The sequence below is a fragment of the Pseudomonas sp. NPDC089407 genome, from assembly GCF_044900445.1.
Lineage (GTDB): Bacteria > Pseudomonadota > Gammaproteobacteria > Pseudomonadales > Pseudomonadaceae > Aquipseudomonas.
Window position 1 is genome coordinate 179,660 of sequence record NZ_JBJDNB010000001.1, and the last position, 12,794, is coordinate 192,453.

A 12,794-nucleotide genomic window follows, 5' to 3' on the forward strand; every position below is an offset into this window, starting at 1 on the left:
CATTGCCTGGCTGGCTCACCAAGGCCCGCGCGGGCCTTGGTGGCATCGTTTTGTGCATAGACGCGTGGGCGGGCGCCCGCCCCGTGTCCTGTCATTATTGCCCGCGCTGGTACAGCGGTTTGGGGAAGGCGACGTAACCGCGCTGGCGCATCAGCTCGCGGCGCAGGCCGTCGTGCGGCGTGAAACGGTCGCGGCCATGCAGCCAGAACAGGTTGTTGATCAGCAAGAAGCTGCCGACACCCACCGGTACCGAAACCTTCTTATCGCTGCCTTCCAGCGAATCGGACAGCGCATTCAGCCAGATGCCTTCCTCGTAGTTTTCCGGCTGCACGAACTGGTCAATGTAGCGCATGGTCGGGCGCCCTTCGCCATCGGTATCGAACACCGAGTGGAACACATCTTCGGCCACTTTCTTGCTTGGCGGCGCGGTCCAGCGCATTTCACGGCGCGCCATCGGGTGACGGAAGAACGCATCGCACTGCTCCCAGTCATCCAGGTGCAGCAGCAGCGAGTTGCCGCCTTCCATGTTCTTTTCGTCGATTTTCAGCATCAGCACGTAGTCGGTGATCTGGTTGACGAAGGTGCCGTCGTTGTGCAGCTCCATGACCCGGTGCGGCTGGCGCAGGTAGCTGTCGGAGTTGTCGCTGTTGACCACCACGAAGCGCGCATAGAACTGGCCGCTCATGGCGTCGTAGTTGGAGCGGCCGATCAGGTGCGCACAGGCCGTGGTGAACTTGACCATGTCCTCGGCTTGGCTCACGTCGTCCAGGCCGACCGGGGTGATCAGCATACCGCCGGTGGCGCGGTCGAGGATGGTGTTGAGCAGCACCGGGCGCAGGGTGCCCTGGCACAGCTCGTCAAGGATTTCACCTACGCGAAAACGCAAGAACGACTTGTATTCCAGCGCCTGCACCGGCCACTCGGCAACGGCCTGGACGAACGCCTCGACGGTTTCCCGGGCGAAGGTCAGTTCCAGCAGGCGCGGCGACTGCTTCGAAGGGGCGATGGTGTAACCACGCGGCTCGAGCGGCAGCGGCATGACAAGTTCGTCGATCTGCGTAAAGGCGTTCATGGCAGTTTCCCTGGCTAGAAAGTTGGGTGGCGCCGTCCGGTAGTGACCTGGATCAGTGCGGGCGAGGTAAAAATATCGCCACTGACTCAGAATGTCTACATTTTTATATTTCGGCGATAATTTACCGAATTGTCCATTGTTTTTCGTCAGCGGGTGGTTTCGGTATGATCGGCAAAACGTTTTGAGGAACAGGATCTTGGACGCGCTCGCCCCCCGACAAAATTCAGCATTCAGCGGGTATGAGAGGCTCAAGAAGGACATCATCCGCGGCGTGTTCAAGCCCGGCGAAAAGCTGCTGATGAGTGCCCTGAAGGAACGCTACGACCTGGGCGTTGGCCCGCTGCGCGAGGCCCTGTCGCAACTGGTGGCCGAGCACCTGGTGAACGCCATCAGCCAGAAAGGCTACCGGGTGGCACCCATGTCGCTGGACGAGATGAACGACATCTACGACGCCCGCGCCCACCTGGAGGCGATGATCATCGCCCTGGCCATCGAGCGCGGCGACGACGCCTGGGAAGCGTCGGTGCTGGCCCACTCGCACACGCTGGCCAAGGTGGTGGAAGTCAAAACCCGCGAGCAGCGCCTGGATGTGTGGGATGAGCGGCACAAGGCCTTTCATACCGCCATTGCTTCGGGCTGCGGCTCCAAGCATCTGCTGCAGGCGCGCACCTACCTGTTTGACCAGGCCGAACGCTATCGCCACCTGTGGCTGACGCAGACGGTGTTTTCGGAACAGGCGCTTGAACTGAAGCGCCAGGAACATGCGGCACTGGTCGAGGTGATTCTGGCCCGCGACGCCAAGCGCGCCAGCGCGATGATGCGTTCGCACCTGATGACGCCAGTGCCGATCATTGCGCAGATCATGCATGCCGAGGGGATTGGGGCCCGCTAAGCCGCTTGCGCGGTCCCTTGTAGGAGCGGCCTTGTGTCGCGATAGGGCTGCGCAGCAGCCCCAGGATTTCAGCACAGATGCACAAATTGCTGGGGCTGCTGCGCAGCCCTATCGCGACACAAGGCCGCTCCTACAGCGGACGAGTCTACCGGCCAGGTGCTAGATGAATTTTTCTTAAATCGCCGGTTGTCTATTCTTTGGCACAATCAAATCTCTATTAGATGCCCAGGAACCAGCATGCCTCGCGTACTGACCATCGAAGACGACGCCGTCACCGGCCAGGAAATCGTCGCCGAACTTACCAGCCACGGCCTTGAGGTGGATTGGGCCGACAATGGCCGCGAAGGCCTGGCAAAGGCCATTGCCGGCGGTTACGACCTGATTACCCTGGACCGCATGCTGCCCGAGGTCGATGGCCTGACCATCGTCACTACCCTGCGCAGTCTCAAGATCGCCACGCCGATCCTGATGATCAGCGCCCTCTCCGACGTCGACGAACGGGTACGCGGCCTGCGGGCCGGCGGTGACGACTACCTGACCAAGCCGTTCGCCTCCGACGAGATGGCCGCGCGTGTCGAAGTGCTGCTGCGCCGCAACAGCGTGCCCATGACCCAGACCCGCCTGCAGGTCGCCGACCTGCAACTGGACCTGATCAGCCACGAAGCACGCCGCGGTGACAACACCCTCAACCTACTGCCCACCGAATACAAACTGCTGGAGTACCTGATGCGCCATAGCGGCCAGGTGATCACGCGGATGATGATCTTCGAAGAAGTCTGGGGCTACCACTTCGACCCGGGCACCAACCTGATCGACGTGCACATCGGCCGCCTGCGCAAGAAAATCGACTCCCCCGGCCAGTCGCCGCTGATCCGTACGGTACGGGGTTCGGGCTATGCCATTGCTGAACCCGTCTAAAGGCTGGAGTTCATCGACCAGCCGCCTGCTGGCGCTGTACAGCTTTCTGTTCGTGGCCTGGAGCAGCATCCTCATGGGGGTGCTGTACTTCGAGGTGTCCAGCTACCTGAACAAGCTCACCCGCCACTCCATGCTGCAGCGCCAGCACCTGTTCGCACACATGAGCGGCAAACAGCTGGACGACGCCCTGATCGCCAGCCAGGCCTTCGAAGAACGCAGCTTCGACGCCTATGGTTTGTTCGACGCCCAGCTCAACCCGCTTGGCGGCAGCGTGCGCGCCCTGCCCCCGGAGCTGCGGCTGGACGGCAAGATCCATGAATTGAAGCACTGCCTGGATGCCGACGACCCGCACATGCCGCGTGACAGCTGCGATGCCGTGGCGATCAAGGTGCAGGACGGCCGCTGGCTGGTGCTGTTCCGCGATAACGGCTCGCTGTTCGTGGTAACCCGGATCATTCTCGATGCCCTGCTCTGGGGTATTTCCTTGACGTTGATCCCGGGTTTTGCTGGCTGGTACCTGTTGCGCCGTCGGCCACTCAAGCGTATCCGCGCCATTCAGGCCCAGGCCGAGCTGATCGTCGCCGGCGACCTTACCCACCGCCTGCCGTTGTCGGCCCGCCGCGACGAACTGGACATGCTGGCCGCCATCGTCAACGCCATGCTCGACCGCATCGAGCGGCTGATGCACGAGGTCAAGGGCGTGTGCGACAACATTGCCCATGACCTGCGCACCCCGCTGACCCGCCTGCGTGCACAGCTGTACCGCATTCGCCAGCAAAGTGATGTGGATTCTGCGCAAGCCGAGGCGCTGGACCAGGCCATTGGTGAAACCGACACGCTGATGGCGCGTTTTCGTGGCTTGTTGCGCATCAGCGAACTGGAAGACCGTCAGCGACGGGCCGGGTTTGTGCAGCTCGACCCGCATGGGCTGCTGGTGGAACTGCACGATTTCTACCTGCCGTTGGCCGAAGACGTCGGCATCCATCTGGAATTGCACCAACCCGCTCAGTTACCGGCGCTGCACGGCGACCGCGAGCTGCTGTTCGAAGCACTGGCCAACCTGGTGGGCAACGCCATCAAGTTCACGCCCGAAGACGGGCAGGTGCAGGTAACCGCCACGCAGGACGAAAACGGCGTGCATGTAGCGATCGAGGACAGTGGGCCGGGTATCCCGGAAGAAGAACGAACCGCAGTGTTGAAGCGCTTTTATCGCAGCGATGAAGGTCACCGCCATGCCGGGTTCGGGCTGGGGTTGTCGATCGTTGCGGCGATCGTCGACTTGCATGGGTTTGGGCTGGAGATTGGCGAGAGCCCGTTGGGTGGGGCGAAGCTGGTTTTGCACTGTCCCTTGGCCGGGTTAGCCAAATAACTATTGGGGCTGCTTTGCAGCCCATCGCGACACAAGGCCGCTCCTACAAGGACTACGCAGGCATCGAATGCGGCGTAATTCCTGTAGGAGCGGCCTTGTGTCGCGATGGGCCGCAAAGCGGCCCCAATTGCACCAATCAGTCAGCCAGACGCCAGGTAGTCGCACCCTTGCTGTCTTCCAGCACCACGCCCATGGCGGTCAGCTGGTCGCGAATGCGGTCCGACTCGGCCCAGTTCTTGTCCGCACGCGCCTGCAAGCGCGCCTGGATCAAGCCCTCGACCTCTGCCGCATCAACCTTGCCTTCGGCACCGGCACGCAGGAAGTCGTCGGCTTCCAGCTGCAGCACTCCCAGCACATCACCCAGCTCACGCAGGCGCCCGGCCAGGCCGGCAGCCGCCTCCACGTCACTGTCGCGCAGGCGGTTGATCTCGCGCACCAGGTCGAACAGTACGGCGCAGGCTTCGGGGGTACCGAAGTCGTCGTTCATCGCAACGCTGAAACGCTCGACAAACGCCTCGCCGCCCTTGGCCGCCACCCGTGGCAAGCCGCGCAGGGCGTGGTAGAAGCGCTCCAGTGCACCCTTGGCGTCGCGCAGGCTGTCTTCCGAGTAGTTGATCGCACTGCGGTAGTGGCTAGCCACCAGCAGGTAGCGCACCACTTCCGGGTGGTACTTTTCCAGCACGTCGCGGATGGTGAAGAAGTTGTTCAACGACTTGGACATCTTCTCGCCATTGATACGGATCATGCCGCAGTGCATCCAGGCGTTGGCGTACTGCTTGCCGGTGGCCGCCTCGCTCTGGGCAATCTCGTTCTCGTGGTGCGGGAACTCCAGGTCGCTGCCGCCACCGTGGATGTCGAAGCTGTCACCCAGGCAGCAGGTGGACATCACCGAGCACTCGATGTGCCAGCCCGGACGGCCCGGGCCCCATGGCGACGCCCAGCTTGGCTCGCCTGGCTTGACGCCTTTCCACAGCACGAAGTCCAGCGGGTCTTGCTTGGCTTCGTCGACCTCGATACGGGCACCGATGCGCAGGTCTTCGATCTTCTTGCGCGACAGCTTGCCGTAGCCGACGAACTTGCCGACACGGTAGTAAACGTCACCGTTGCCCGGGGCGTAGGCGTAGCCCTTGTCGATCAGGGTCTGGATCATCGCGTGCATGCCGGCGATATGGTCGGTGGCACGCGGTTCCTGGTCCGGCGGCAGGATGTTCAGGCGGCGCTCGTCTTCGTGCATCGCGTCGATCATGCGGGCCGTGAGTGCGTCGAAGGTTTCGCCGTTCTCGTTGGCCCGGTTGATGATCTTGTCATCGATGTCGGTGATGTTGCGCACATAGGTCAGCTCGTAGCCGCTTTTACGCAGCCAGCGGGTGACCAGGTCGAACGCCACCATGCTGCGGCCATGGCCAAGGTGGCAGTAGTCGTACACGGTCATGCCGCACACGTACATGCGCACCTTGTTGCCATCCAGCGGCTTGAAGGCTTCCTTGGTTTTGCTCAGCGTGTTGTAAATGTTAAGCACGGCGGTTCCTTAGCTGCCCCAGGAGTCACGCAGGGTGACAGTGCGGTTGAACACCGGGCGACCCGGCTGGCTGTCTTTCAGGTCGGCGCAGAAGTAGCCTTCGCGCTCGAACTGGAAGCGGTCTTCAGGCTGCGCCTGGGCCAGCGACGGCTCGGCGCGGCAACCGGTCAGCACTTGCAGCGAATCGGGGTTGATGTTGTCGAGGAAGCTGCCGCCGTCTTCGGTTTTTTCCGGGTTGGCGGAGCGGAACAGGCGGTCGTACAGGCGCACTTCACACTCGACGCTGCCTTCGGCCGGTACCCAGTGGATCACGCCCTTGACCTTGCGGCCTTCCGGGTTCTTGCCGAGGGTGTCCGGGTCGTACGAGCAACGCAGTTCGACGATGTTGCCGTCGGCGTCCTTGATGGCCTCGTCGGCGCGGATCACGTAGCTGCCACGCAGGCGCACTTCACCGGCCGGTTCCAGGCGCTTGTAGCCCTTTGGCGGCTCTTCCATGAAGTCGTCACGGTCGATATACAGCTCGCGGGAGAACGGCAGCACGCGCACGCCCATGTCTTCCTTCGGGTGGCGCGGCAGTTCAAGCTGCTCGACCTGGCCTTCCGGGTAGTTGGTAATGACCACTTTCAGCGGCCGCAGCACGCACATGGCACGCGGTGCGGTACGGTCGAGATCGTCACGGATGCTGAACTCGAGCATCGACATGTCGACCACGCCGTCGGAGCGGTTGGTGCCGATCATTTCGCAGAAATTGCGGATCGAAGCCGGGGTGTAACCGCGACGACGGAAGCCGGACAGGGTCGACATGCGCGGGTCATCCCAGGCGTCGACATGCTGCTCGTCCACCAACTGCTTGAGCTTGCGCTTGGAGGTAATGGTGTAGTTCAGGTTCAGGCGGCTGAACTCGTACTGGCGCGGGTGAGCCGGCACCGGCAGGTTGTCGAGGAACCAGTCGTACAGCGGACGATGCCCTTCGAACTCCAGGGTGCAGATCGAGTGGGTAATGCCCTCGATGGCATCCGACTGGCCGTGGGTAAAGTCATAGTTGGGGTAGATGCACCACTTGTCACCGGTCTGGTGGTGGTGGGCATGACGAATGCGATACAGGATAGGGTCGCGCAGGTTCATGTTCGGCGAGGCCATGTCGATCTTGGCCCGCAGCACGCGCTCACCGTCCTGGAACTCGCCGGCCTTCATGCGGGCGAACAGGTCGAGGTTTTCTTCCACGCTGCGCTCGCGGAACGGGCTGTTCTTGCCCGGCTCCTTGAGGTTGCCACGGTACTCCTTGGCCTGCTCAGGGGTAAGGTCACAGACATAGGCCTTGCCGCGCTTGATCAGCTCGACTGCCCAGTCGTGCAACTGGTCGAAATAGTCGGAGGCGTAGCGCACATCGCCGGCCCAGTCGAAGCCCAGCCACTTGACATCGCTCTGGATGGCATCGATGTACTCCTGGTCTTCCTTGGCCGGGTTGGTGTCGTCGAAACGCAGGTGACAGACACCACCGAATTCCTTGGCCAGGCCGAAGTTGACGCAGATCGACTTGGCGTGGCCAATGTGCAGGTAACCATTGGGCTCCGGCGGGAAACGGGTGACGATGCTGCTGTGCTTGCCCGAGTCCAGGTCGGCCTGGATGATCGGCCGCAGGAAGTTCGCAGGGACAGCGGGGGCGCCTTTGGCAGCGGCGTTGGGCGCGTTGTCGGCAGTGGGCTTGCTCATAGGATCCTTGAATGCATGTGTCCAGCCTGGGTAGGCCGATTGAATCAAAGGGCCTATCATAGCCGAAGCAGTCAAGCTGCTGACAGTCGGGCCCGGACAAACTGGCGTGATTTATCACGGCTTTTTGCCGCAGCCTGGCAAAATGGCCGGTGCGCGCCATGTGTCGCGATCGCCTGATCCTGCGTCAGGGGATAACACGCGCCCAGCGCACCCTAATTTCCGTATGCCTTGAAAGAGCGAATTTCAGCATGTCCAAAGTCAAACTGAGCACCAACCACGGCGACATCGTCATTCAACTGAACGCTGAAAAAGCCCCTATTACCGTGGCCAACTTCATCGAATACGTCAACGCAGGCCATTACACCAACACCGTGTTCCACCGTGTGATCAAGGGCTTCATGATTCAGGGCGGCGGTTTCGAGCCAGGCATGAACGAAAAGCGTGACAAGCGTGCCAGCATCCAGAACGAAGCTGACAACGGCCTGAAGAATACCAAATACAGCATCGCCATGGCCCGCACCATGGAGCCGCACTCTGCCTCGGCACAGTTCTTCATCAACGCCTCCGACAACGACTTCCTCAACCACAGCGGCAAGAACGTGCAGGGCTGGGGTTACGCGGTATTCGGCGAAGTGATCGAAGGCCGTGAAGTGGTCGATGCCATCGAAAAGGTTGCCACCGGTTCCAAGGCTGGCCACCAGGACGTACCGAAAGACGACGTGATCATCGAGAAAGCCGAGATCATTGAGTGATTCTGCTGATCTCTGATCTGCACCTGCAAGAAGAACGCCCGGATATTGCCCGGGCGTTTCTTGATCTGCTCGATGGCCGGGCACGCCACGCCAAGGCGCTGTACATTCTTGGCGACTTTTTCGAGGCGTGGATTGGCGACGACGCCATGACGCCCTTCCAGCAGTCGATCTGCCAGGCCCTGCGCCGGCTGAGCAACAGCGGCACGGCCATCTACCTGATGCATGGCAACCGTGACTTCCTGATAGGCCAGGCGTTTTGCGACGCTGCCGGTTGCACGCTGTTGAACGACCCCTGTGTGATCGAGCTGGGCGGTGAACAGGTGCTGCTGATGCATGGCGACACCCTGTGCACCCGCGACGTCGGCTACATGAAGATGCGCCGCCTGCTGCGCAACCCGCTGAGCTTGTGGATTTTGCGCCACCTGCCGCTGTCGGCCCGCCACAAGCTGGCACGCAAGCTGCGCAGCGAAAGCCGCACGCAAACGCGGATGAAGTCCACCGAAATTGTCGACGTCACGCCGGAGGAAGTACCGAAGGTGATGGCGGCGCATGGCGTGCGCACACTGGTGCACGGCCATACTCATCGGCCGGCGATTCACAAGCTGGTGGTTGACGGGCAGCCGGCACGGCGCATCGTGCTGGGTGACTGGGACCGCCGGGGTTGGGCCTTGCAGGTTGACGAGCAAGGGTTTCAATTGGCGCCGTTCGAGTTTTCCTGAAGCCAATGTGGTTGGCTGCACTGGCCCTATCGCCGGCAAGCCAGCTCCCACAGGTTCTCCACAGGCCTCGAGCGTTGTGCGGTACTTGTGGGAGCTGGCTTGCCGGCGATAGGGCCAGAATGCCCTACTGCTGCGCCACTACCCCCTTGTCCCCTTCACTGATCACCACCTCCCGGTACTCCGGGTCAGCCTTGATCTGTGCCTCGGTAAACGGAATCACCGCCAGCTGCTTGGCCGCAAAGGCCTTGGTCTGGTCACTGGCATGCGCCGATGCCGCTTCGCTCGACTGCGAGAACGCCAGCAACCCACGCGCTTGCGGCCCTTTGTCGGTAAAACTGACCAGTTGCAGGTAGCTGGTACCACTGACCACCAGCCGCTTGCCCCGCCCGTGCGGCACGCTGTAGATCGCGTTGTACACGCCCAATGCCTGCGGGCCGCCCGGGACCGGTGTGCCATCAAGCGCCTGCTGCACTTGCCCCCACTTCACCTCCCCCGCTACACCGCTGCCAGCAACCTGCTTGAGCGAGGCGAGCGCCGCCGCGTGTACAAGCTTGCTTACCGACGCTTGCTCGACCGCCAGGCCGCGCGGGGTGTGTTGCGGGTCGGCCGGGTCGAACGCTACCCGCCAGCTTTGCGGGTGCTCGGCCAGGGCATTGAACAGGTTCTGGAAATGCACCAGGCCAATCCCGCTGTCGAGGTCGGCCTTGCCATTCCAGGCGGCCAGGCTGACGCACACATCTTGTACATCGGCCCCAGCGCCCTTACACCACTGCAGCAGGTCCGGCAGCACCAGGCTGGCCAGGTACACCTCGTCATCGGTAACCATACGCTGCAGGTCATCGACACCCAACCGCGCCGAACCCTGCAGGCGCTGCAGGGCAAAACGGCCGCGCATACCCAATGGCTGGTCGTTGCGGCTGACCAGGGGCGAGTAACCGGTCAGCGGCTGTGCCGGGTTGGCCATCCAGGCCGGGTCGTTGGAGTTCTGCACGAAGTCCTCGCGCTCAAGGCTTGGCAGCAACCGTGCCGGGAAGATACCCGCTTGCGCCGCCTGCGCATCGACCTTCCACTGGCAGGCGCTGCGCGAGCCATCCAGCACCACCAGGCGCCCTCGCGCCTCTGGGTTACTGCAGCTGTCGAGCAGTTGCTGGTCGACATAAGGCACGACCGACTGGTTCAGGTACAAGGCCTTGCCAGCCTGGTCGACCGCCAGCGTGTTGACCCAGGGAATACCCTGCAACTGCTCCACCGAGCCCTTCAATGCCGCCAGGCTGTCGGCCCTGTTGATCTGGTACCACTGCTGCAACACCCGGGTGTTGTCCAGGTTGGCGTCACGCAGGCTGTAGGCTGCACGCGTGTCCCAGTCCAGGCGGCCCGGCCATTGCACCACCGGGCCGAACGGCGAACTGTAGACCTGGCGCTGCACCTGGCTCAGGCTGCCATCCTCGGCCTTGACCGTGACGCTGACGGTTTGCCGGGCCAGCGGCAGCGACTTGCCATCGAGCAGGTAACGCGTCGGGTCCTTGGGGTCGAGTTGCAGGCGGTAGAGGGTGAAGTGGTTCGAGGTGTCGACGGTGTGGGTCCAGGCCAAGTGCTGGTTGAATCCGATGTTGACCATCGGCAGGCCCGGTAACGCCGCGCCCATCACATTGAGCTGGCCGGGTATCGTCAACTGCATCTGGTAAAAGCGCATGCCGCCCATCCAGGGGAAGTGCGGGTTGGCCAGCAACAGGCCGCGGCCATTGGCCGAGCGTTGCGCGCCCACGGCCACGGCATTGCTGCCACGCTCCGAAGCGAAGCGCTCCTGCCGGGCCAGCGCGGTGGCAAAGCCAGCCGTCGAGCGCTGGCCAGTCAGCGCTGGCGGTCGCGCGCCTGCCAGCGCCTCGACGAACTGCCCGACACCGCCTTCAGCCAGCAAACGGCGCGTCAGCTTGACCAGGTCCTGGCTGCTGATGGGCCGCACCCACTCACCGTTGCCGCACTCCGCGGGCAACCCTTGGCTGCGACGCTCGGCCAACGCCCGATTGTAGCCGCTGGCGTAACCGGCCAGCAGCGCCTGCACCGGCGCCGGCTGCGCCTGCAGGAACGCATCGACCGCCGCGGGGCTGTTGAGCCAGGTGAAGAACAGGTCGCTGGCCAGGTTGTCGCGCTGCTCCAGGGTCTTGCCCTTGGCACCGAAGTGGCGTGAGCGCTCACCGCTTACGGTCAGCACTTCATTGGCCAGCAGGCACAGGTTGTCTTGCGCGTAGGCGTAGCCGATGCCATAGCCCAGGCCGCGCTCATCCTTGGCGACGATATGCGGCACCCCGTAACTGGTGCGGCGAATCTGTGCGCTGGCATCGCCATCGGCGGGCTGCGCCTGTACGCCGGCGCTGAAGGCCACCAGGGCGGCGGCCAGACCGGCGCAAGACATGGGACGGGAAAGTGGAAACACGGGCACTCCTCGGCTTCGGGGGTTATCCCGATCAGACGAATGGCCAGATGAAAATTTTACGGTTTACACGGCGATGGAACGTCTTGAAGTGAAACAGGCATATTTTTTACGAGTGGGTTGCAGTTTTTGCGTTCTCATTCGTCCTAGTAAGTGAGGCACCCACATTTCGGGTTCGTCCACGAAAAGGAGCATTCACATGTACAACCCGCAACCCTCAACCCAGGCTGGGCGTGCCCCAGGCAAAGCGCCCAAGGGACAGGACGTTTTTGCTGACGAACGCATCGGCAACGAGCAGATCCGCGAACTGCTGCGCACCTTCGGCCTGCGCACCAGCCTGATCCGCCTCAAGGTGATCGACGCCTTGCACGCCGCCGACCGCAAGGGTCGCAGCATTGGCGTGCGCGGCGTGCATGCTCAGCTGGAACAGCTGGACATTCCGCTGTCCTTCCTCAGCGTGCGCGAAGTACTCAAACGCCTGTGCACCGAAGGCGTTATCCAGCTGGGTAGCGACAAGTGCTACAGCCTCGACCCACAGGCGCGCGCGATACTGGACCAGGCCCCTTCGCGCTGAGCGCATGGCCGGCCATGCCTGGCCGGCCCGCACAGGTCAGGGCTTGACCTTGCGCCGCAGAATGCCGTTGATCACCACGACAACCACTGCGATGGCAATGGCCAGCATCTGGAACGTCTGCTCACTGATCGTGCCCTGCTTCTGCAGGTGGGACAGGCCAAGCATCAGGCCCAGTACGACCAGGATGATCAGAAGTGAATATTTGAGGCGCTGCACGTGTGTCATCGAATGTTCCTTGCAACATCAGGGGCAAATGGCTCGCAACGAGCCGCGGCAATGATACAACGGCCACTGGCCCTGGCGCTGCATTTCCTGCTGGGTGAGGCGACATCAGCCTGAAAGCATGGGGCTTCCAAGCACCCATGCCGGAGGCACCATGTACAAACCCCTGCTATTCGCATCGCTGATCCTGTCCCCCTTCACCGCCCATGCACTGGATACCCATCAGACACCTGCCGAGCACTTGCTCGAACTGGGCGGCGAGCTGGCGACCCATGCCGGCAGCAGCCAGTGGCAACAATTGTGGCAGCGCGTACGCCAGGCCGGCTACCTGCAAGCCAGTGGAGCCCCAGTGAGCTTCACCGTGTCTGCGGCCCGGTTACCTGACCTGGCCAAACAAACCCTGGCCCAGGCTGACCAGGTAGACGCATTGCGCCAGACCCAGGCCCTGTACCGGCGCAGCTTCGCCGGCCAAGTCATCGGCCAGCGTAACGGGCAACCCCTGCATACCCTGTGCCTGCTGGTCGATTGGCGCACATTGCCGCAAGGCATGCGCACCTCACCCCAAGCCTACCTGCATAGCGCCAGCCTGCTGAGCAGTTATCCGTGCGATTAA

The 12,794-nt window shown here is 62.5% G+C and carries 12 protein-coding genes; 7 read left to right on the plus strand and 5 right to left on the minus strand.

What is annotated here, in order from left to right; translation table 11 throughout:
- Positions 1-94: 94 nt before the first annotated feature.
- Positions 95-1,072, minus strand: coding sequence for a glutarate dioxygenase GlaH (glaH, locus tag ACI2KG_RS01000; RefSeq protein WP_404660435.1), 978 nt, complete (start codon positions 1,070-1,072; stop codon positions 95-97).
- A gap of 196 nt (positions 1,073-1,268) precedes the next feature.
- On the opposite strand from glaH, the gene csiR reads away from it, so the two are divergent.
- The 3 genes from csiR (at position 1,269) to ACI2KG_RS01015 (ending at position 4,251) form a co-directional block, all read left to right on the plus strand.
- Positions 1,269-1,964: a DNA-binding transcriptional regulator CsiR gene (csiR, locus tag ACI2KG_RS01005; RefSeq protein ID WP_400616022.1), complete on the plus strand. Its 696-nt coding sequence runs from the start codon at positions 1,269-1,271 to the stop codon at positions 1,962-1,964.
- A 237-nt stretch (positions 1,965-2,201) separates the two neighbouring features.
- Positions 2,202-2,882: a response regulator transcription factor gene (locus ACI2KG_RS01010; protein ID WP_012272507.1), complete on the plus strand. Its 681-nt coding sequence runs from the start codon at positions 2,202-2,204 to the stop codon at positions 2,880-2,882.
- Positions 2,860-4,251 carry a sensor histidine kinase gene (locus ACI2KG_RS01015; protein ID WP_404660436.1) on the plus strand — a complete coding sequence of 464 codons (1,392 nt, stop codon included), beginning with the start codon at positions 2,860-2,862 and terminating at the stop codon, positions 4,249-4,251. The genes ACI2KG_RS01010 and ACI2KG_RS01015 overlap by 23 nt, the downstream gene beginning before the upstream one ends.
- Positions 4,252-4,387: 136 nt before the next feature.
- Here ACI2KG_RS01015 and cysS read toward each other — a convergent pair whose 3' ends face one another.
- Both cysS and ACI2KG_RS01025 read right to left on the minus strand, forming a co-directional pair.
- On the minus strand, positions 4,388-5,770 hold the full coding sequence (gene cysS, locus ACI2KG_RS01020) for a cysteine--tRNA ligase (protein ID WP_404660437.1): 1,383 nt from the start codon (positions 5,768-5,770) through the stop codon (positions 4,388-4,390).
- Positions 5,771-5,779: 9 nt separating this feature from the next.
- Entirely contained in the window at positions 5,780-7,483 is a 1,704-nt protein-coding gene (locus tag ACI2KG_RS01025) for a glutamine--tRNA ligase/YqeY domain fusion protein (RefSeq protein WP_404660438.1), read from the minus strand.
- A 248-nt stretch (positions 7,484-7,731) separates the two neighbouring features.
- Here ACI2KG_RS01025 and ACI2KG_RS01030 point away from each other — a divergent pair, with 248 nt between their 5' ends.
- Positions 7,732-8,235, plus strand: coding sequence for a peptidylprolyl isomerase (locus ACI2KG_RS01030; protein ID WP_400616032.1), 504 nt, complete (start codon positions 7,732-7,734; stop codon positions 8,233-8,235).
- The gene (locus tag ACI2KG_RS01035; RefSeq protein WP_404660439.1) at positions 8,232-8,954 is read left to right on the plus strand and encodes a UDP-2,3-diacylglucosamine diphosphatase; all 723 of its coding nucleotides are present in this window, start codon (positions 8,232-8,234) and stop codon (positions 8,952-8,954) included. Before ACI2KG_RS01030 ends, ACI2KG_RS01035 begins: the two co-directional genes overlap by 4 nt.
- A 124-nt stretch (positions 8,955-9,078) precedes the next feature.
- Here ACI2KG_RS01035 and ACI2KG_RS01040 read toward each other — a convergent pair whose 3' ends face one another.
- Positions 9,079-11,367, minus strand: a complete 2,289-nt coding sequence (locus ACI2KG_RS01040; RefSeq protein WP_404660600.1) for an acylase — start codon at positions 11,365-11,367, stop codon at positions 9,079-9,081.
- A 217-nt stretch (positions 11,368-11,584) separates the two neighbouring features.
- Between ACI2KG_RS01040 and ACI2KG_RS01045 the strand changes: the two genes are divergently transcribed.
- Positions 11,585-11,959: a fe2+ zn2+ uptake regulation protein gene (locus tag ACI2KG_RS01045; RefSeq protein WP_400616036.1), complete on the plus strand. Its 375-nt coding sequence runs from the start codon at positions 11,585-11,587 to the stop codon at positions 11,957-11,959.
- A 36-nt stretch (positions 11,960-11,995) separates the two neighbouring features.
- Here ACI2KG_RS01045 and ACI2KG_RS01050 read toward each other — a convergent pair whose 3' ends face one another.
- Complete coding sequence (locus ACI2KG_RS01050; RefSeq protein ID WP_003248064.1) at positions 11,996-12,184, minus strand: hypothetical protein; 189 nt, start codon at positions 12,182-12,184, stop codon at positions 11,996-11,998.
- A gap of 151 nt (positions 12,185-12,335) precedes the next feature.
- Between ACI2KG_RS01050 and ACI2KG_RS01055 the strand changes: the two genes are divergently transcribed.
- Positions 12,336-12,794, plus strand: a complete 459-nt coding sequence (locus ACI2KG_RS01055; RefSeq protein ID WP_404660440.1) for a hypothetical protein — start codon at positions 12,336-12,338, stop codon at positions 12,792-12,794.